The following is a 19,763-nucleotide window of genomic DNA, read 5'->3' on the forward strand; positions in this document are numbered from 1 at the left end:
TGGTCTTCTGGCGCGCGGGGAAAGGCGCGCGGACACTAGCGCCGACCCCGCACGGGTCAACCGCTGGAGCCCATATGGGGCCGCGTTTCGACCATTTGCAGAGGCGGAAACCACGAAAAAGGGCCGGACGTCGCCGCCCGGCCCCTTCGATCACGTCTTATCGCCGCGATCAGAGCTTGAAGCGCACGCCCAGGAAGACGTTGTAGCCGAACTTCTCGTATTCGTAGGTCCGCTCCTTGACGCCGTAGTAGCGCACGCCCGCGCTGTCGGTCAGGTTCTTGGCCTCGCCGAACACTTCCACCCCATTGCCGAAGTCGTAGCTTGCGGTGAAGTCCAGCTGGCCGCGCCCCTCGACATAAAGATCCTTGCCGGGGTTGGTCGCGTCGATCGCTTCCAGGAAGTCGCTGCGGTGCGTGTAGGAGACGCGCGCGCTGAAGCCGTACCGTTCGTAGAACAGGGCGGCGTTATAGGTCTCGTCCGACTGACCCGGCAGCACGAAGGTGTCGCGACCGGCGAAGGCGCGGCTGGTTTTGATCTCCGCGTCCGTCAGCGTGTAGTTGGCGAAGACGCCGAAGCCCGAAGCCCAGCCCGGGAGGAAGTCGAACGTCTGCTGCCAGTTAAACTCGATGCCGGCGATATGGCCGTCACGGGCGTTGCGGGCCTCAGTGACCTGGGCGATCGTGGTGGTCGGGGTGACATAGGGCACGCCGTCCGTCACCAGGGTGAAGCGGTAGTTCGACAGGTCCTTGTAGAAGGCGTTGGCCGAAATGACGCCCAGCGGACGCAGATAGTATTCCAAGCCCAGATCGACGTTGTTCGACAGGGTCGGCTTCAGATCGGGATTGCCGCGCGTCACCGTCGTGCGGCCGCTGTCGGTGGTTTCCAGAACGCGCGGCACGATGTCGGTATAGTCCGGGCGCGAAATGGCGCGGGTCAGGGCGAAACGACCGACCAGCTGATCACTGAAGCTGTGGCGCAGCGTCAGGTTCGGGAAGAAGTCGGTCTGGTCGCGATCGACCTTGACCGGGCTCTGGGCGCCCGACAGGGCCACACTGATCGCCGCCCCTTCGAAGTCGGTCTTCTCGACACGCAGGCCGACCAGCACATTGGTCGCGCCGATATCGAACCGGGCCTGGCCGTAACCCGCCAGAATGTCTTCCTGCGCCGTATAGTCGGCGGTGATCGATTGCGGAATGCGGCGCACGCCGGCGGCCGGGTCGGGATTGGTCGAGCCCGCGCGGACGCGGTCGAAATAGTCCGTCACCAGACCCGCATCGAACTTGAGACCCAGATTGTAGTCGTAGTTCTGCGACGGACGATCGCTCAGCAGCGGCGCCAGGGCGCCGGCGCTGGCAGCCGCGCTCCGGTCGCGGAACCGCTCTTCATCCGCCGTGACGTCGCGGGTGCTGTATTTGGCGCCGAACTTCAGCTCGACCTCGCGGCCGCCGATCACGGTCGGCAGCGACAGATTGGTCTTGAACGCCACATCGTCCTGCTCGGTCGTGTTCGAGCGGAAGGTGTTTTCCCGGAAGCTGTAGTTATTGGGGTTCAGATAGAAGCCCGTCGGCTCGCTGAAGGCCGAATAGGTCGGATGATAGTGGTCGGCCGTGTTGTAGGACAGGGTCGTCGCATTCGAGCGATAGACCAGCTCGTCGCGATGCGGATAGGTCTGTTTGCTGTTGGCGAACGACAGGGCGCCGTCCCAGACCGCCCCATTGCCGAACGTCTGCTCGCCGCCCAGCACCAGGGTGGAGATGTCGTTCTCCTGGGTGCGGTGACGCAGCTGCTTGTAGATGCGGGCGTTGGTGAAGGTCGCGCTTGTGTCGGTCGACCCCGGCTGCAGCGTTCCGTCGCTATAGGTGAAGTTCAGCGTGTTGCGGAACTCGTCGTCGCGGAACTGGGCGTAGGAGCCCTTGACCCACAGACGGATCGCGTCGCTGGGCCGCCATTCAAGCGCGCCGGTCACGGCCTTGCGGGTTCATTCGGTCTCGTAATCCTTGAACAGGGTGTTCTCCAGACCCCAGATCTGGCCGCCGCCCTGCGCGGCGTTGCGATTGATCAGGACCCAGCCATTCTCGACGTTGTCCGGCCGGCGGTTAGTCTCGGAGAAGCTGACCGACACCAGGGCGCCGAAGGTCTGATCCGGGCCGAAGACGTTGGAGACGTTCGCGCCCGCACGATAGTCCTGGCCGCCGTAGTCGTTGTAGCTGCCGCCGGCGTAGCCGCTGACAGCCAGGCGGCGCTTGTCGAAGGGCGAACGGGTCTTGATGTCCACGGCGCCGGCGATGGAATCGGCGTCCTGGGCGGGCGTCAGGGTCTTGGACACCTCGACGCTGGAGACGATGTCCGAAGGCAGGGTGTCCAGATCGACCGCGCGGGTCGTGGGCGACACGGCCGGAATGGCGACCCCGTCCACCGACACGGCGGTGAAGGCGGCCGGCGCGCCGCGCACATTGATATATCGACCTTCGCCCTGGTCGCGTTGGATGGCGATGCCCTGAACGCGCTGCAGCGATTCCGCCACATTGGGGTCGGGGTAGCGGCCGATGGCGTCGGCCGACAGGACGTTGACCGTGCCGTCGGCGTTCTTCTGCTGGTTCAGCGAGCGGGCGACGCCGTCGGTGATCACGCCGGTCACGATCACGTCGGCCACGTCGGTCGCAGACTGGGTGCCCAGGACGATGGCGACATTGGCGTCTTCGCCCGGCGTCGTCACGACCGTCTGGCTGGTCGAGGGCAGGCCCAGATAGTTGACGTCCAGCACCATGGAGCCGCTGGCGGTCGGCAGGGTGAACTCGCCCTGGGTGTTGGTCACGGCCCGCTGGCTTGTGCCGCGCACCAGAACCTCGGCGCCCGGCAGGGGCGCGCCGGCGGCGTTGGTCACCCGGCCGTAGATCACGTCGCCGGCGACCGCAGTTGAGGCCGAGGCCACGGCGTCGACATCGGCATGGGCGGGCATGGCCAGCGGCGCCAGGATCATCGGCGCCAAGGCGGCGCCCATCAGCAGGTTCAGTTTCATGTCAGGTCCCCTTCGGCGAGCGACGTTTCGCCTCAGCCGATGGAGGGGCCGCTTAACCTTCGGCGGCGACGCGACCGCGACGATTCCACGACGCGCAGTTCGCGGTTTTCCGACGAAACGGCGACGCTTGATCCCTTGACGGAACATCAGTCATCGAACCGACGCCGAACCGTCACGCCCGCGCCGTTGACCCACACGCGGCTTGGCCACAGGGACGCGTCCAGATCGTACGGAGACCGACATGCGCCCTTCCCTCGCCCGCTCGCTGAGCGCCTGCGCCGCCTTGGCCCTGCTCGCCGCCTGCGCCACGCACGAGGTCGATTATCAGGGCGAGGGCGCGGGCCTCGTCGGTCCGGGCGCCCCGGTCCAGGCCGTGCTGGAAACCCCCTCAGTCGGCACGGCGGGTCAGGACGCCGCCGACGACCCCGCCGTCTGGGCCAGCGCGACGCCGGTCACGATCATGGGCCAATCCACGCCCGGCTTCGTCGCCGGCACGGACAAGAAGTCCGGCCTCTATATCTACGGCTTCGACGGCCAAATCCTGCAGTTCCTGCCCGAGGGCCTTCTGAACAACGTCGATGTGGTAGAGGGCCTGTCGGTCGGCGGCCGTCCGCAGGTGGTGCTGGGCGCCAGCGACCGCACGCCGGGCAAGACCGGCATCTCCCTCTATACCTTTGACCCGGCCGGGACCGGCCAGAACGGCGTGCGCTATTGGGGCGCCGTCGCCACCGATGTGGTCGAACCCTACGGCTTCTGCCTCGCGCGTCGCGGGGCTGAGGTTCACGCCATCCTGGTCGGGCACGAGGGCGAGCTGCGCCAGTTCGTCCTGGGCGTGGACGCCGCTGGCCAGCCCACGGCGCGTCTGGTCCGCCGCGCCGAGATCGGAACCATCTCCGAAGGCTGCGCCGCCGACGAGGCCACAGACGCCCTCTATATCAATGAGGAAAACGTCGGCCTGTGGCGCTATGGCCTGAACCCGGCGTCGGGCGGGACCCGCACCCTGATCCAGCCCATCGCCAAGGACATTCTGGTCGCCGACGCCGAAGGCCTGACCACGATCAACGACGCCTCGGGACGCTACCTGATCGCCTCCAGCCAGGGCGATTCCACCTTCCCCGTCTGGCGCATCGACGGCGCAGCGCCCGCATACAAGGGCCGGTTCAAGATCGTGGACGGCGCGGTCGACGGCGTCACCGGCACCGACGGCCTGGCGGCCGCCAGCGGTCAGGTCGGCCCCTTCCCCGACGGCCTCGTCGTCATCCAGGACGACGTCAACGATATCGGCACGCAGAACTTCAAATACGTCGACTGGCGCGACATCCGACGGGCGCTGGGGCTGTAGCGGCTCGGCGGCGGTCGCCCTCGATCACGTCTCTTTCATCAAGACCCTGCGGCGTTCAACGCCGTGCGCGTGCAGTCGGCCATGTCCCTGACGACGTGTCGGCCGATGCAGAACATGTCTTCATAGCTGGGCTTGGCGGCGGCCAGACACTGAAACAGGTTCAGCTTGGACATCTGCAGGCAGAAGGTGGCGTTCGGATCCTGCAGGACACCGTCGCTTCCATCGTCCTTAACGCTCTCGCCCAGCAGCGCCCGCGCGGCGACGGACAGGGACCGGGCGACCGCCGGTTTATAGGGAGCCGCCAGAGGCGACCTCGGGACCCGAGAGGGTTCGGCGTGGGCAGCCTTCAGAAGCGTCTCGCTCTCGACGTCCGACGCCAGCTGCATTCCGGCGGAGGCGGCCTTCGCACGCTCCAGCCGCCCCTGTCGGTCCGCGACGGGCTGGCCCGCCCATCGACGGCGCGGATCGCTACGCGCCTGGATCGTATAGGCGTCCGCCTCCACCCGATCCGCTGCGGCCTCGATGGCTGCGGCGCCCTCCTCCATGACCTCGGCGATCAGCCCGGCCGCCGCGTCTGCGCCAGGCAGGGTCACGGCATAGGCGGGGTCGGCCGCCAGACGGTCCAGGATTTCGCGTCGCTGCGCGGGATCGGCGGCATAGGCCCGCACCCCCGCCACGAAGTCTGGCGACTGCATCGCCAGCACCGCGCCATAGGCCACCAGACCCCGCGCCAACTGCTCGGCGTTGGAGGTCGCGCCGCGTTGCAACGCCGCCTGCACCGCCTCCGCATCGACGAAGCCGCCCCCGAATGCGGCGACGTCCCGCATGAAGACCAGATAGACCGACGCCGTCCGCGCCACACTGTCGTCCAGCTGAATCGAAGGTGGCGGCGGCGGGGGCGGCGCAGGCGGTTCGACCGGCTTGGCGCACCCCGCGATCAGCGCGATCAGGCTCGCGGCCGCCGCAACCCGCGCCCGATGCCTATCCCTGCGCTTCACAGCATCGCCAGGATGAACACGCCACAGGCGGCCAGCACGGCGACGTTTACGGCGGTCATGGCGGCGACGAAGATCTGGTGGGCGCTGAACTTCATTGGATCCTGGAGGCGGTTTCGGTTTGGGGCCGCTTCGCATGGGACCATGGGGCCTGGGTGTGGACTTGATGGAGAAATCGTGGAGACACCCCATCTGGTCTGGATCGCCGTCCATCGCTGGGCGATGTCGTGGAGACACCATGAGCGCCCTGGTCATCATCGCCGAAGACGAACCCGAGATCGCCGCCGTGCTTGACGCCTATCTCGTGCGCGAGGGGTTTCGCACCGTCCGCGCCATGGATGGCCAGATCGCGCTGGACCTGCACGCCGCCCTTCGGCCCGATCTGGTCCTGCTGGACGTACGCATGCCGCGCGTCGATGGCTGGGGCGTGCTGGGCGAACTGAGGCGCCGAGGCGAGACGCCCGTCATCATGCTCACCGCGCTGGATCAGGACATCGACAAGCTTCAGGCGTTGCGCATCGGCGCGGACGACTATGTCGTCAAACCGTTCAATCCGGTCGAGGTCGTGGCGCGCGCCCACGTCATATTGCGACGCAGCGGCGGCTCGGGCCAAGGCGGCGTGATCCGGCTGGGTCCGCTCGAGATCGATCTGGAGGCGCACATCGTCCAGTGGTGCGGGCTGGACAAGCCGCAGCGCCTGCCCCTGACCCTGACCGAGTTCCGCATGCTGGCCCACATGGCGCGCTATCCGATGCGGGTCTTTTCTCGCGCCGAGCTGGCCGACGCCTGTTTGAAGGGCGATGAGGTGCTCGATCGCACGGTGGACAGCCATCTCAGCAAGCTGCGGCTCAAGTTACGAAACGCCGGCGCCGATGGCGTCCTCGTCGGCGTTCGTGGCGTGGGTTATCGCCTCGAGGTCCTGACGTGAGGGCCGCCCGCGCGCTCGGCCGTCGCATCGCCGTGCGCACGGCTCTGGTCATCCTGGGCGTGCTTGGACTGAGCGCCGCCGGCGCATTCGCCCTGTACGGCTGGGTCTTCGAGAATTACCCCGATGCGGTGGCCTCGCCCCAAGCCTGGCGACCGCAGTCGGTGGATTATGTCGCTCTGGCGTCCGCCGCCGTCGTGGCCCTGATCGGCGCGACCGTGGCCGGGCTGCAGTTGGCCCGACGCATTGTCATGCCTCTCACCTCCTTGTCCGGCGCCGCGCGTGCGATCGCCGACGGCGACCTGTCCGCGCGCGCCATGGCTGGCGATCGGTCTTTTTCGGAGACCGCCGACCTGGTGGACGACTTCAACCTGATGGCTGCGCGGCTTGAGACGCTCGCCGCCGACATGACGACGTGGAACGCCTCGATCGCGCACGAACTGCGAACGCCCGTCACGATCGTGAAAGGCCGTCTGCAAGCGGCCGCCGATGGCGTCCTGCCGCTGGACCGCGAGATGATCCTGACCCTGCTCAAGCCGGTCGACGCCCTGGGCCGCCTGATCGAGGATTTGCGCGTCGTCAGTCTGGCCGACAGCGGTCGTTTGCAACTGCGCCTGACGCCCCAGGACCTGGCTCAGCGATTGGACGATGTCCGCGCCCTCGTCGGCGCGGAAGCCGAGGCGGAGGGCTATCCGATCACCTGGACGACGCCGGCCACTGTGGTCGTTTGCGACGGCGACCGCATTCAGCAGGCTGTTCTGGCTTTGATCGACAATGTGCGCCGCCACGCCGATCCCGGCCCTGTCTCGGTCAGCTTGACGGCCGATGAACGCTTCGCCGTCATCGCCGTGGAGGACAGCGGTCCAGGCCTGCCCGACGCCATGACCCAATCCGTTTTCACCGCCTTCAAACACGGTTCAGGCGAGAATGGCGGGACCGGCCTGGGCTTGGCCGCCGTGCGCGCAATCGCCGAGGCCCACGGCGGATCGGCGCGTTACTTGACCGGCGCGCGCCTGGGATCCCGTATTGAGATCCGTATCCCCGCCGTCTCGTAGGTGCGTTTTCAGATCACCCGCGCGGCGATGGACCTCTCAAAAATCGAAGCGGTTCCAAGTCCGGGGCTGACGACGCCCTACTGATCCTCGTCGAACTTGCGCGCGACCAGGTCGGTCAGGGCTTCCATCGCCTCTTCCGCGTCCGGCCCTTCGGCGGACACGTCGATGCTGCAGCCGATGCCGGCGCCCAGCATCAGCAGGCCCATGATCGAGCGGGCGTCCACCGTCACGCCGTCGCGGGTGACGTGGATCTCGCTTTCGAAGCTGGAGGCCAGTTTGACGAACTTGGCCGAGGCGCGGGCGTGCAGGCCGCGCGTGTTGCAGATGTTCAGGGTCGCGGTGACGGTCATTTTTCGCCTGCGAGCACCCAAGACGCGACGGAGATGTATTTGCGCCCGGCGTCCTGCGCATGGGCCACGCAGGATTCCAGCGTCTCGCGCCCGCGCACGCTTGCCAATTTGATCAGCATGGGCAGGTTCAGCCCGGCGATGACCTCGGCGCGCGTCTGTTCCATGACAGAGATGGCCAGATTCGACGGCGTGCCGCCGAACATGTCGGTCAGCAGGATGACCCCTTCGCCGTCGTCCACGGCCGCGGCCGCATCGACGATGTCGCGACGTCGACGCTCCATGTCGTCGTCGGGCCCGATGCAGATGGCCGCGACGCCGCGCTGCGGGCCGACCACATGCTCCATGGCGGAGAGAAACTCGGACGCCAACCCGCCGTGGGTGACGATCACCAGACCGATCATGAGGACTTCACTCGCATCCCGCCCCGAACCGTCCCAGGCATTCCCCCGCCCGGCAAGGGAGGCCGGACGCCGCCCTCTATGGACCGCAAGGGGCGTGTCATAGACCCGTCTTTCGGGGTTTCAAAGCGTCTCCAACGCCGATGCGACCACATCGACGGCCGAAGCCGGTCGGGGATCCAGCGCCAGCAGGGGCAGATCGACCCCCGCGAAAGCCCGTGTCTGCGGCTCCGGAAGCCGTTCGACCCCTTCCGCCAAACAAACGACGGCCAGCACCACGCGACAGACCGGGCGTGTTCTGGCCGCCACGATTCCGAGGCCGCGCACCTCGATCCGACCGACGATGGAGGCCGGCGCTGACGCATGAACGGCCCCGTCGGAGGCCCAGACCTGGGTGTAGTCGTCGCTGACCAGCAGCCAGCCGCGCCCGATCAGCCGCAGCGCCAGATCGCTCTTGCCCGCGCCCGACGGGCCCAGGATCATCACCCCCTGCCAGGCCCCGCGCCGGCGCACGGCGACGGTGGTGGCATGGATCGGTTGGCCGGGGCTCACGACCAGCGGCCGACCGCCGGGAAGACGATCTCGAACCGCGCCCCGCCTTCGGCCTTGTTTTCGGCGTGGACGCGACCGCCATGCGCCTCGACGATCTGACGCACGATGGACAGCCCAAGGCCCGAGTTGGAGCCGAACACCGCCCCCTTGGGCCGCGAGGTGTAGAACCGCTCGAACACCGTCTCCAGGTTCTCGGCCGGAATGCCCGGCCCCTGGTCCTCGACCCGCACGCGGATCGGCAGATCGTCCCCGATGTCCTCCAGCGTCACCCGCACCACGCCGCCTGGGGGGCTGAACGAGCGGGCGTTGTCGATCAGGTTGCGGAACACCTGCCCCAACGGCCCGTCGCGCCCCATGACCCGCAGGGCCTGTTCGGGCGCCGTCAGCACGACCGGAATGTCGCCCGGCTTGGCCGTGGTCTCATAGACGCCGACGATATCGACCAGCAGCCGGTTCAGATCGACCGGCCGCGGCCGATCGCGCGAAAGCTCCGCATCCAGCCGCGAGGCGTTGGAGATGTCGGTGATCAGCCGGTCCAGCCGACGCACATCCTGCTGCAACAGCGCCGTCAGCTTCTCGCGGTGCGCATCGGTCTTGACCAGCGGCAGGGTCTCCAGCGCCGACCGGATCGAGGTCAGGGGGTTCTTGATCTCGTGCGACACATCGGCCGCGAATCGTTCGATGGCGTCCATCCGCGTGGACAGGGTGTCGGTCATGGATTCCAGCGACCGCGCCAGATCGCCGATCTCGTCCTTGCGATCCTCCAGATCCGGCAGAGAAATGGCCCGCGCACGTTGCAGCTTCACCTGATCCGCAGCCGCCGACAGGCGCATGATCGGCCGCGCCACGAACAGATGCAGCAGCAGCGATCCCAGCAGATTGACCCCCAGCGCCACCAGGGCGAACGGGAACAGGGCCTGCCTCTGAGCGCCCAGGATTTCGTCCACGTCCCCGGATTCGACGGTCAGCACGCCCAGCACCTGGCGCACATGGCGAACGGGAATGGAGACGGAGACGACGCGGTCGCCGGATTCATTGCGACGCAGAGTCGATTGGGGCGAGCCGTCCAGCGCCGCGGCGACCTCGGCCGCCAGTTCGCTGTCGGCGCGGGCGACGCGGCGCTCTGACAGCAGATTGGCCTTGGCGGCGTCCTCGGTCGCCGCCCCCGCCGGCTGCGCGTCGGGCAGGGGCCGCCCGCCGATGGCCTCGGTCACCTGATAGCTGTCGACCAGCGGCAGGCCGTTCCCATCATACAGTCGCACCCGCTGGCCTGCCGGGATGAACCGGTCGGTCAGCCAGATCGATGCACGGATGGGGTCCAGTTCAGGCGTCGGTTCGCCCCGCGTGACGCCTTCTTCGCGCAACACATTGGCCAGCAGCTCGGCCTGGACCGTCAGCGATTCCTGACGCGCCTCGATCAGGCCGGGACGCCATTCGTTGATCGCCAGCGCCCCGCCGAACAGGATCAGCAGGCTGAGCAGATTGAGCACCAGGATGAAGCCGCCCAGCCGCGATCCGCCGAAGCGTAACAACGGCCGGCGCTGGGGCTCCTCGTCGGACTCGCGCCCGCCCGGTTCAGCTCTCGCGGTAGCGGTAGCCGACGCCATACAGGGTCTCGATCGCGTCGAACTCATTGTCCACAGCGCGGAACTTCTTGCGCATCCGCTTCACGTGGCTGTCGATGGTGCGGTCGTCGACATAGACCTGATCGTCGTAGGCGGCGTCCATCAGGTTGTCGCGGCTCTTCACGAAGCCGGGACGCTGGGCCAGGGCCTGCAGCAGCAGGAACTCGGTCACCGTCAGCTTGACGGGCTTGCCGTCCCAGGTCGACTCGTGGCGCGCCGGATCCATCGACAGCTTGCCGCGCTTGATCGCCCGGCCCGAGACTTCGGCGGCCGATTCCGGTTCGCCGCCGTCGGCGCCCGTGCGGCGCAGCAGCGCCTTGACCCGCTCGATCAGCAGACGCTGGCTGAAGGGTTTGTGGATATAGTCGTCGGCGCCCAGGTTGAAGCCCAGGATCTCGTCGATCTCCTCGTCCTTGGACGTCAGCATGATCACCGGAATCTGGGAGGTCTGGCGCAGGCGACGCAGCACCTCCATCCCGTCCATGCGCGGCATCTTCACGTCCAGGATCGCCAGATCGGGCGGCGAGGATTCGAGCGCGGCCAGACCCGAGGCCCCGTCGTGATAGGCGGTGATCTTGTGGCCATGGCTTTCCAGCGCCAGCGAAACGGACGCCACGATGTTCTCGTCGTCATCGACCAGAGTGATGTTGGCCAAGGGTGTCTTCTCCTGAACTTTACGTTCCCGCGAGCAAGAACGCACAGCAAGCGTAACCGTTCGATCTCGGTCACATTAGGGCTAAGGCGTTTCGGGTCGAATGAAAATCGCCGGCAACCCGAAAGCGGTTCGGTGACAGCCAAATGGTCACGGCGGCGCCTCTTTTCAACGCGCACTTGCCGTCCTTCCGGCGTGCACAGAAACATTCCGGCTTCGAAAACCTCGCCTTAAAGGCTTGGGATGCAGGATCGGCCCATGGCGGGTCCGATCCATTACGAAGTCTATGTCCGCAAGAGCGCCCCGTCGTCGTGGACGCTGCTGATCGCGACCGAAGACCGCAAACACGCCATCGAGACCGCCGAGGAGCAGCTTCGGGACCGTCTCGCCATCGCCTCGCGCGTGACCAAGGAGACGCTGGATCCCGAGACGATGGAGTTCAGCTCCCTGACCATCCTGACGCTGGGCGCGCCGGAGGAGCGAAAGAAGAAGGTCGCCGACAAGGCGGTCCCGCCGGCCTGCAGCAGTCCGGCCGAACTCTATTCGCCCCATGCTCGCACCCTGATCGGCCGGGTGCTGGAGGACTGGCTGAAACGCGAGGGCGTGACCGCCTTCGAACTGCTGCATCGCCCCGATGTGGCCGAACGGCTGGAGGCGGCCGGGGTCGAGCTTCAGCACGCCATCCAGAAGGTCGCGGTCCCCGAAAGCCAGGCCACGGGCCAGGAGGTGCACGGCGTCGTGCGCCACTACCAAAAGCTGACCGAACAGGCGATGGCGCGGCTGCGCAAAGCCGGGCGCGACGGCCTGTTCCCCACGCTGGACGACCGTTCCATCGCCGATCTGGCGCATCGGCTGACCGGCGCGCCGGATCGGGCGCTGCGCATGGGCGGGGTGGTCGCCGGCGCGCTGAAGGATCGGCGCGGCGCCCGTGATCGCCTGACCGTGCTGATGGATTTGATGGACGCCGCGCCCGCCGACGGCCCGCCGCGCGCCCTGGTCGTGGTGGTGGTCGAGCAGATCGTCGCCGAAATGCTGGCCGTGCGCACCAACCTGACCGAGATTCTGGGCCCGTCGCTGGACCAGGGCGCCAATCTGGCGGCCATCGTCCGCATGGTCGCGCCGGAGGAGATGGACGCCCTGTTGCGGATGGACCCGCGCCTCGCCCTGATGATGCCCCAGGTCGAGGGACCGGCCGCGCGCCTGGGCCTGCATCTGGCCTCGGGCGAGTTTCCGCTTCTGGCCGCGTCCCTGGCCCGTCTCGTCACCCGCGAACTGACCAGCCAGCGCCGCCTTCGGCCCCACGATCCGGTCGGAGAGATCGACATCCTGCGTCTTCTGGCCATGGCTCTGACCGCCTCGGCCGGCCGTTTGCTGACGCTGGAAGAGGTCCAGACCGCCTTCGTCGAACGCTCCAAGAGCCTGGTCACGGCCGATTTCGTCGGCGCCTACGTCAACCCCTGCCCCACGGTTCTGGCCGAGGCCGAGCAGCTGACCCGCCTGTGCGAGAACGTCACCGGCGGAGCCAACAAGCGCGCCGCCGCGCGCTGGCTCAGCGCCTGTATCGGCTCGCTGCGTTTCGAAACCGAAATCCGCCAGTCCGTCCCGGGCGGCCCGACCGCCTCGCACAAGCTCGCGACCCTGGCCCGTCTTCAACGCTCGGTTCAGGCCGCGCATCTGGCCGATCACGACCAGACCCAGATCATGGACGCCATCGGCGCGGTCGGCGCCAATCTGGAGGCCGACGCCCATCTGATCGCGCAGATCGTCCGCGCCCAGGCGGCTGCGCCTCAGAAGCTGACAGCCCTGCTGAAACTGGCCACCGGTGAAGCCGGCCCGCTCGGCCCCGTCGCCGACCGTGCCCGCGCCGAGGCCATCAAGCTGCTGCGCTCGCCCGACGTCCGCACCGCCCTGACCGCCGCCCCGCAAAACGTCGCGGCGTTGAGAGGCCTGATGCAGCAGGCGGGCCTGGCGGCCTAGCCGACCTCAGTCGAAGATATCGAAGATGCTGTCGCGCTTCTTTTTCTTGTAGCGATAGTCGTCGTCGCGATGCCGGTCGTCGCGATATTTGTCGCTCCGGTAGCCCCGATCGTCGCGATACGGCTGCGACGCCCCGCCGCCCCACGGTTGGGCCTGAGGGTGAGCATGAGGCTGGGCATAGGGCTGAGGCGGCGGCGCATAGGCCTGCGGCGCGGGCACGACCGGGGCCGTGGCGTGGCCCTCCTCGACTGCGGCGGCCATCAGCTTTTCCAGCTCGCCACGATCCAGCCAGACGCCCCGGCAGTCGGGGCACATGTCGAACTGAACGCCGTTGCGCTCCAGCGTCTGCATGGCGGCGTTGTCGTTTGGGCACATCAGAAGAGGCATGTCGGGCTCCGATCGAAAAAGAATGGGCGGTCGATGCGACAGGCCAGGAGGGGAAAGCTTCGCCGCATCGACACGCCCGTGCGGTCCGACATCGCGTCACACGATCCGGCGCAAGGAAGGGGGACGCCGGACCGCGAGAACGCCAGAGGGGCCCGTTCCGCCTCATCAAGCTAGGCGCCGTCGCCGCCCGCCGCCATGCGTCGCGGGGCCGCAGGGGCTTGGGCCGCCCCTGCCATCCTATCGACGATGACGATTGCGCGCCTTTACCGGGCCTTACGATCGACCAGCGACCCTTTGCCGGTCATGGTCGCAAACCGTGTTAGAGTGGCGCCCCGGTCTTTGACATCTTCGCGCGCCGCCAGAACCCGCGCCGAATTAGACAGATTAGACGAATTAGACGGTGTTTTTGTCAGCGGACCCGCTGGCCGAAGTGCACGGATTGCACTCGAAAATTCTAGCAGACCTGCCCGGCGGCCCAGCCCGACGACCAGGCCCACTGGAAATTATAGCCGCCCAGCCAGCCGGTCACATCGACCGCCTCGCCGATGAAATACAGCCCCGGCACGGTCTTGGCCTGCATCGTCTGCTGGTCCAGCGCGGCCGTATCGACCCCGCCCAGCGTCACCTCGGCGGTCCTGTAACCTTCGGACCCCACCGGCTTGACCGCCCAGGCGTTGACCGCCTGATCCAGTCGCCGCAGCACCTTGTCCGACAGGTCCGCCAGATTGCCCGCCGCCCCTTCGCGCTGGCACAGGCTCTCGGCCAGACGACGCGGCACGATATGGCCCAGCGCGGTGTGGACGGCCTGTTTTCCGTTCGACGCCTTGGCCGCCTTCAACTCCTCGAACACGTCGCGGCCCGGCGCCATCGAGGCCACCACCGCCTCGCCCTCGCGCCAGTAGGAGCTGATCTGAAGAATGGCCGGACCCGACAGGCCGCGGTGGGTGAACAGCATGGCCTCGTGGAAGCTGGCCTTGCGCGCCTTGGCCCCTTCGGGCGCCGAGGCGACCGAGGCGTCCACCGCCACCCCCGCCAACGGCGTCAGCGTCTCCAGCAGTCCCGCCTCGAATGTCAGGGGGACCAGCGCCGGCCGGGTCTCGGTGACGCGAATGTCGAACTGGCGCGCGACCTCATAGGCCCAGCCGGTCGCCCCCATCTTGGGGATCGACTTGCCGCCGGTCGCCACGACCAGCGACGCCGCCGTGACCTGTGATCCGTCCGACAGGATCGCCGTGAAGCCCTCGCCGGATCTTGCGATCCGCTCCACCCCGGTCTTCAGGCTCAGGGTCACGCCCGCCGCCGCCATGTCGTCGGTCAGCATACGGACGATCTGCTTGGCGCTGTCGTCGCAGAACAGCTGGCCCAGCGTCTTCTCGTGCCAGGCGATCCCGGCCCTATCGATGCGCTTGACGAAATCGTGCTGGGTGTAGCGGCGCAGGGCCGAGGTCGCGAACCGGGGGTTCTCGCCCAGAAAGTTCGCCGGTCCGCAGCCCAGATTGGTGAAGTTGCAGCGTCCGCCGCCCGAGATGCGGATCTTCTCGCCGGGCCGGTCGGCATGGTCCACGACCCTGACCCGGCGCCCGCGTCGCCCGGCCTCGATGGCGGCCATCATCCCGGCCGCGCCGGCCCCGACCACCAGGACGTCGACGAGGGCGTCCGAAGACGCCCTCGTCACTTGGAACCTCGCGGTTCCAGCCTCGGGGAGAGCTTAGTAACGGTAGTGATCCGCCTTGAACGGGCCTTCGACCGGCACGTTGATGTAGTCGGCCTGGTCCTTGGTTAGGACGGTCAGCTTGGCGCCCAGCTTGGCCAGGTGCAGCATGGCGACCTTCTCGTCCAGGTGTTTGGGCAGGGTGTAGACCTTGTTCTCGTACTTGTCGGCGTTGGTCCACAGTTCGATCTGGGCCAGCGTCTGGTTGGTGAAGGACGCCGACATCACGAAGGACGGGTGGCCCGTGGCGTTGCCCAGGTTCACCAGGCGGCCTTCCGACAGCAGGATGATCTTCTTGCCGTCCGGGAACTCGACGTGGTGGACCTGCGGCTTGATCTCGTCCCACTTGAAGTTCTTCAGGCCGGCGACCTGAATCTCGGAGTCGAAGTGGCCGATGTTGCAGACGATGGCGTTGTTCTTCATCTGCCGCATGTGGTCGACAGTGATGACGTCCTTGTTGCCGGTCGTCGTCACATAGATGTCGGCGCGGCCGGCGGTGTCGTCCAGCGTCTGGACCTCATAGCCTTCCATCGCGGCCTGCAGGGCGCAGATCGGGTCGATCTCGGTCACGATCACGCGGGCGCCGCCCTGGCGCAGCGAGGCGGCCGAGCCCTTGCCCACGTCGCCGTAGCCGCAGACCACCGCGACTTTTCCCGACAGCATGACGTCGGTGCCGCGACGGATCGCGTCGACCAGCGATTCCCGGCAGCCGTACAGGTTGTCGAACTTGGACTTGGTGACGCTGTCGTTGACGTTGATGGCGGGGAAGGGCAGCTCGCCCTTTTCGGCCATCTGATACAGGCGATGAACGCCCGTGGTCGTCTCTTCCGAAACGCCGCCGATGGCGTCGCGGATGGCCGAATAGAAGCCCGGCTTCTCAGCCAGATAGCGCTTCATGACCTTGAAGAGAGCCTCTTCCTCTTCGTTCTGCGGGTTGGCCAGGACCGAGATGTCCTTCTCGGCCTTCGGACCCAGCACGCACAGCAGGGTCGCATCGCCGCCGTCGTCCAGGATCAGGTTCGGATAGCCGCCGTCGGCCCATTCGAAGATCTTGTGGGCGTAGTCCCAGTACTCTTCCAGCGTCTCGCCCTTGGTGGCGAAGACCGGCGTGCCGTTGGCGGCGATGGCGGCGGCGGCGTGGTCCTGGGTCGAGAAGATGTTGCACGAGGCCCAGCGCACTTCGGCGCCCAGGGCTTCCAGCGTCTGGATCAGGACCGCCGTCTGGATGGTCATGTGCAGGCTGCCGGCGATGCGGGCGCCCTTCAGCGGCTGGCTGGCGCCGAACTCGTCACGCAGGGACATCAGGCCCGGCATTTCGGTTTCCGCGATCTCGATTTCCTTGTTGCCCCAATCGGCCAGGGTGATGTCGCGAACGATGTAGTCGGTCATGGCTTGGGCTCCTGGCCGCAATGAGTTTGGGCCCTCATAGCCCGGCGCGCGCCGAGTATCAACAAACACATAAAGATATCCTTATGCGATCTAGGCTCAGCAGTTTCTTAAATCCTGGCCGGTAGAGAGTTCGCCATGGAACGCCGCGCTCTTCTCGGTCTCGCCGTCGTCGCGACGGCCGCCGCCTCGACCTCCGCCCGCGCTTCGAGCGGCGGCGCGGCGCCGTCGGCCGACACCTATATCCGCCTGCCGGTCATCACCGCCTCGATCCTTCAGGCGAACGGACGTCGGGGCGTGCTGACCATCGAAACCGGGGTCGACGTGCCCGATGCGGCCCTGCGCACCCGCGCCCAGCAGTCTGCGCCGCGCCTGCGCGCCGCCTACAACACCGCCGCCCAGCGCTTCGCCAACGGCCTGCGCCCCGGCGTCGTGCCCGACATCGACCAGCTGTCGGCCGCGCTTCAGGCGGCGACCAACGCCACCCTGGGCCGCCCGGGAGCCCGTCTGCTGCTCGGCACAGTGATGGCCGTCTGAGACTTCACAAGAACGAATAGGGGTCCACGTCCACCGTCAGGCGGACGGAGCCCGGCACCTTCACCCGCTGGAGCCAGGAGCGCAGGAAGGCCTGGAGGTTCACGTCCCGGTCGGCCCGCACCAGCAGCCGCTTGCGCCGCCTCCCCCGCACCAAAGCGAGCGGCGCATCGGCGGGGCCATAGACCTCCAGCCGTTCGGCGTTGGGAATAGCCTGGGCCAAGTCGTTCGCCGTCTTCTCGACCGCAGCCGCATTCTCGCTGGAGAGGATGATCGCCGCCAGCCGGCCATAGGGCGGCAGGGACGCGGCTTCGCGCTCGGCCATCTCGGCTTCCACGAAGGCGTCACGATCGCCGGCCGCCAGCGCCATCAGCACCGGATGCTCGGGCGTCCAGGTCTGAAGCAGCGCCCGCCCCGGCCGATCCGCCCGACCCGCCCGGCCCGTCGCCTGGGCCAAAAGCTGATAGGTCCGCTCGGCCGCGCGCAGATCGCCGCCGCGCAGGCCCAGATCCGCATCCACCACGCCCACCAGCGTCAGGCGCGGGAAGTTATGGCCCTTGGCCGCGGCCTGCGTCGCCACCAGAATATCGATTTCCCCGTCCGTCATTTTCTGGATCAGGGCGCGGGCCGACCGGGCGTCCGGCGCGGTGTCGGAACTGAAGACCGCGGTGCGCGCCTCGGAGAACAGTTGGCGCACCTCTTCCTCGACCCGCTCGACCCCCGGCCCGACCGAGACCAGCGAATCCTCGGCCCCGCACGAGGGACACAGCTTGGGCCGAGCCATCGAGAAGCCGGTCAGGTGACAGACCAGCCGCCCGGTATAGCGATGCTCGACCAGCCAGCTGTCGGTGTCCGGCGCCGTCAGCCGATGGCCGCAAACGCGGCACAGGACCACGGGCGCATAGCCGCGCCGGTTCAGGAACAGCAGGGTCTGCTCGCCCCGCAGCAGGGTTTCGCCGATGGCCAAGCGCAGCGGCTGCGACAGCCAGGTCTGCGGATCGGGCGTGTTCTGCCGCAAATCCAGCAGGGCGATGTCCGGCAGCACCGCCGTCCCGTGCCGCGCGCCCAGCTTCAGCCAGTCGTAGCGCCCGCTCTGCGCGTTCCACAGCGTCTCCAGCGACGGCGTCGCCGAGGCCAGGACCACCGCCGCCCCCTCGATCCGCGCCCGCGCCACGGCCAGGTCGCGGCCGTGATAGACCAGTCCTTCCTCCTGCTTGAACGAGCCGTCGTGCTCCTCGTCCACGACGATCAGGCGCAGATTGACGAAGGGCAGAAACAGGGCCGAGCGCGCCCCGACCACGATGTTGCAGCGGCCGACGACGACCGCTTCCCACACCTGACGACGGCGCGGCGGGGCGACGCCGGAATGCCATTCGGCCGGGGCGGCGCCGAACCGCGCCGTGATCCGCTCGATCAGGGCCTGGGTCAGGGCGATTTCGGGCAGCAGGATGAGGATTTGCGCGGCCGGATCGGCCCGCAGCACCCGCGCGATGGCCTCCAGATAGGCTTCGGTCTTGCCCGACCCCGTCACCCCATCCAGCAGGAAGGGGCGGAAGCCGCCGCCCGCCACGCCATCCGCCATCGCCGACGCCGACGCCGCCTGGTCGCCGTTCAGCGCGGCGGGGGCGTGGTCGGGATCGGGCCGGTCGAACGCCGCCTCGGCAGCGATCTCGATGATCTCCAGCACGCCCTCGTCGATCAGGCCCTTGACCACGCCCGATGACACGCCCGCCGCCCGCGCTAGGTCGGCCGGCGGCAGGGCGCGATCGCCCAGGGCCTCCAGCACGCCCGTCCGGGCCGGGGTGGCGCGCGACGGCGACCGCTCGCCCACCCGACGCACTCGCCGTTCCGGCCGGGGCCGAGGCGCGCGCAAGCCCTTCAGCGCCGTCGCCGCCATTTCGCCGGGCGCCGACAGGGTCCAGCGTCCGGCCCATTCGACGAAATCAATGACGCCCGCCGGCAGGGGCGGATCGTCCAGGCGGCTGTCGATCGCCTTCAGGCGCCGGTTCGATCCCGTCGTCTCGAACACCTCGGACACCACGCCCCGGATCAGGCGCGGCCCCAGCGGCACGGCGACCTGATCGCCCCGCGCCAGCGTCATGCCTTCGGGCGCCTCGTAGTCGAAGGCCTCCGGCACCGGCAGGGGAATGAGGACCGAGGCGACTTTCACCGAACTGCGCCCTCGGCTATGAAGCCGCCCATGAAACTCTTTCTCGATACCGCCGACGTCGCCGTCATCAAGGACATGGTCCCCACCGGAATGGTGGATGGCGTCACCACCAATCCGTCGCTGATCGCCAAGTCGGGTCGGAACATCGCCGAGGTCATCGCCGAAATCTGCGCCCTGGTCGAGGGGCCGATTTCCGCCGAGGCCGTCTCGCTCGATTTCGAGACCATGGTCAAGGAAGGCGACAAGCTGGCCGCCATCGCCCCGAACGTGGTGGTGAAACTGCCCCTGACCTGGGATGGCCTGCGCGCCTGCCGCGTCTTCACCGACAAGGGCATCAAGACCAACGTCACCCTGTGCTTCTCGGCCGCCCAGGCGCTGCTGGCCGCCAAGGCCGGCGCCACCTTCGTCTCGCCCTTCGTGGGCCGGCTGGAAGACAACGGCGCCGACGGCATCGGCCTGCTGGAAGAAATCCGCGTCCTGTATGACGTGCACGGTTTCGAGACCCAGATCCTGGCCGCGTCCCTGCGCAATGTGGGCCACGTGGCCGCCGCCGCCGTCGCAGGATCGGACGCCGCCACCTTCGGCGCCGACACATTCAAGGCCTTGGTGAACCACCCGTTAACCGACAAGGGTCTTGATGCCTTCGTGGCGGACTGGGCCAAGACGGGTCAGTCTATTCTGTAGC

18 protein-coding genes are annotated in these 19,763 nt (G+C 67.7%); 6 read left to right on the top strand and 12 right to left on the bottom strand.

Going from position 1 to position 19,763, the window contains the following annotated elements; genetic code table 11:
• Positions 1–169 precede the first annotated feature (169 nt).
• Positions 170–1,966, bottom strand: a complete 1,797-nt coding sequence (locus HF680_RS16050) for a TonB-dependent receptor (RefSeq protein WP_317134065.1) — start codon at positions 1,964–1,966, stop codon at positions 170–172.
• Positions 1,967–1,978: 12 nt separating this feature from the next.
• A complete protein-coding gene (locus HF680_RS16055) occupies positions 1,979–3,019 on the bottom strand; it encodes a TonB-dependent receptor (RefSeq protein WP_235968963.1) in 1,041 nt (346 codons plus the stop codon).
• A 241-nt stretch (positions 3,020–3,260) separates the two neighbouring features.
• On the opposite strand from HF680_RS16055, the gene HF680_RS12480 reads away from it, so the two are divergent.
• The gene (locus HF680_RS12480; RefSeq protein WP_185225282.1) at positions 3,261–4,361 is read left to right on the top strand and encodes a phytase; all 1,101 of its coding nucleotides are present in this window, start codon (positions 3,261–3,263) and stop codon (positions 4,359–4,361) included.
• A gap of 38 nt (positions 4,362–4,399) precedes the next feature.
• Here the strand turns inward: HF680_RS12480 and HF680_RS12485 are convergent, their stop codons facing one another.
• Positions 4,400–5,359: a hypothetical protein gene (locus HF680_RS12485; RefSeq protein WP_185225283.1), complete on the bottom strand. Its 960-nt coding sequence runs from the start codon at positions 5,357–5,359 to the stop codon at positions 4,400–4,402.
• A gap of 235 nt (positions 5,360–5,594) precedes the next feature.
• Between HF680_RS12485 and HF680_RS12490 the strand changes: the two genes are divergently transcribed.
• Together HF680_RS12490 and HF680_RS12495 are read left to right on the top strand one after the other, a co-directional pair.
• Positions 5,595–6,284: a response regulator gene (locus tag HF680_RS12490; RefSeq protein WP_091750759.1), complete on the top strand. Its 690-nt coding sequence runs from the start codon at positions 5,595–5,597 to the stop codon at positions 6,282–6,284.
• Entirely contained in the window at positions 6,281–7,336 is a 1,056-nt protein-coding gene (locus HF680_RS12495) for an ATP-binding protein (RefSeq protein WP_185225284.1), read from the top strand. Before HF680_RS12490 ends, HF680_RS12495 begins: the two co-directional genes overlap by 4 nt.
• Before the next feature lie 77 nt (positions 7,337–7,413).
• Here the strand turns inward: HF680_RS12495 and HF680_RS12500 are convergent, their stop codons facing one another.
• The 5 genes from HF680_RS12500 to HF680_RS12520 all read right to left on the bottom strand — a co-directional run bounded on the left by HF680_RS12500 (position 7,414) and on the right by HF680_RS12520 (position 10,916).
• Positions 7,414–7,686, bottom strand: coding sequence for an HPr family phosphocarrier protein (locus HF680_RS12500; protein WP_017506134.1), 273 nt, complete (start codon positions 7,684–7,686; stop codon positions 7,414–7,416).
• The gene (locus tag HF680_RS12505) at positions 7,683–8,087 is read right to left on the bottom strand and encodes a PTS sugar transporter subunit IIA (protein ID WP_017506133.1); all 405 of its coding nucleotides are present in this window, start codon (positions 8,085–8,087) and stop codon (positions 7,683–7,685) included. The genes HF680_RS12500 and HF680_RS12505 overlap by 4 nt, the downstream gene beginning before the upstream one ends.
• 120 nt (positions 8,088–8,207) lie before the next feature.
• Entirely contained in the window at positions 8,208–8,636 is a 429-nt protein-coding gene (locus HF680_RS12510) for an HPr kinase/phosphorylase (protein ID WP_185225285.1), read from the bottom strand.
• Complete coding sequence (locus HF680_RS12515) at positions 8,633–10,243, bottom strand: ATP-binding protein (RefSeq protein WP_185225286.1); 1,611 nt, start codon at positions 10,241–10,243, stop codon at positions 8,633–8,635. The genes HF680_RS12510 and HF680_RS12515 overlap by 4 nt, the downstream gene beginning before the upstream one ends.
• Positions 10,212–10,916: a response regulator transcription factor gene (locus HF680_RS12520; RefSeq protein WP_039243953.1), complete on the bottom strand. Its 705-nt coding sequence runs from the start codon at positions 10,914–10,916 to the stop codon at positions 10,212–10,214. Before HF680_RS12520 ends, HF680_RS12515 begins: the two co-directional genes overlap by 32 nt.
• Positions 10,917–11,171: 255 nt before the next feature.
• Between HF680_RS12520 and HF680_RS12525 the strand changes: the two genes are divergently transcribed.
• The gene (locus HF680_RS12525) at positions 11,172–12,890 is read left to right on the top strand and encodes a hypothetical protein (RefSeq protein ID WP_185225304.1); all 1,719 of its coding nucleotides are present in this window, start codon (positions 11,172–11,174) and stop codon (positions 12,888–12,890) included.
• Between the two features lie 6 nt (positions 12,891–12,896).
• Here the strand turns inward: HF680_RS12525 and HF680_RS12530 are convergent, their stop codons facing one another.
• The 3 genes from HF680_RS12530 to ahcY all read right to left on the bottom strand — a co-directional run bounded on the left by HF680_RS12530 (position 12,897) and on the right by ahcY (position 16,377).
• Positions 12,897–13,277 (bottom strand): TFIIB-type zinc ribbon-containing protein, encoded by a 381-nt coding sequence (locus HF680_RS12530; RefSeq protein ID WP_045810685.1) that lies wholly within the window; start codon positions 13,275–13,277, stop codon positions 12,897–12,899.
• 454 nt (positions 13,278–13,731) lie between these two features.
• On the bottom strand, positions 13,732–14,952 hold the full coding sequence (locus tag HF680_RS12535; RefSeq protein WP_082064408.1) for a BaiN/RdsA family NAD(P)/FAD-dependent oxidoreductase: 1,221 nt from the start codon (positions 14,950–14,952) through the stop codon (positions 13,732–13,734).
• A 33-nt stretch (positions 14,953–14,985) separates the two neighbouring features.
• On the bottom strand, positions 14,986–16,377 hold the full coding sequence (gene ahcY, locus HF680_RS12540) for an adenosylhomocysteinase (protein WP_017506126.1): 1,392 nt from the start codon (positions 16,375–16,377) through the stop codon (positions 14,986–14,988).
• 135 nt (positions 16,378–16,512) lie between these two features.
• On the opposite strand from ahcY, the gene HF680_RS12545 reads away from it, so the two are divergent.
• Positions 16,513–16,911, top strand: coding sequence for a hypothetical protein (locus HF680_RS12545; RefSeq protein WP_045810686.1), 399 nt, complete (start codon positions 16,513–16,515; stop codon positions 16,909–16,911).
• A gap of 4 nt (positions 16,912–16,915) precedes the next feature.
• Here HF680_RS12545 and HF680_RS12550 read toward each other — a convergent pair whose 3' ends face one another.
• Positions 16,916–19,078, bottom strand: coding sequence for a primosomal protein N' (locus HF680_RS12550; protein WP_185225287.1), 2,163 nt, complete (start codon positions 19,076–19,078; stop codon positions 16,916–16,918).
• A 30-nt stretch (positions 19,079–19,108) separates the two neighbouring features.
• On the opposite strand from HF680_RS12550, the gene fsa reads away from it, so the two are divergent.
• Positions 19,109–19,762 carry a fructose-6-phosphate aldolase gene (gene fsa, locus HF680_RS12555; protein WP_026108568.1) on the top strand — a complete coding sequence of 218 codons (654 nt, stop codon included), beginning with the start codon at positions 19,109–19,111 and terminating at the stop codon, positions 19,760–19,762.
• The last annotated feature ends 1 nt before the right edge of the window (position 19,763 follow it).

The organism is Brevundimonas huaxiensis (assembly GCF_014218725.1).
Classification (GTDB): domain Bacteria; phylum Pseudomonadota; class Alphaproteobacteria; order Caulobacterales; family Caulobacteraceae; genus Brevundimonas; species Brevundimonas huaxiensis.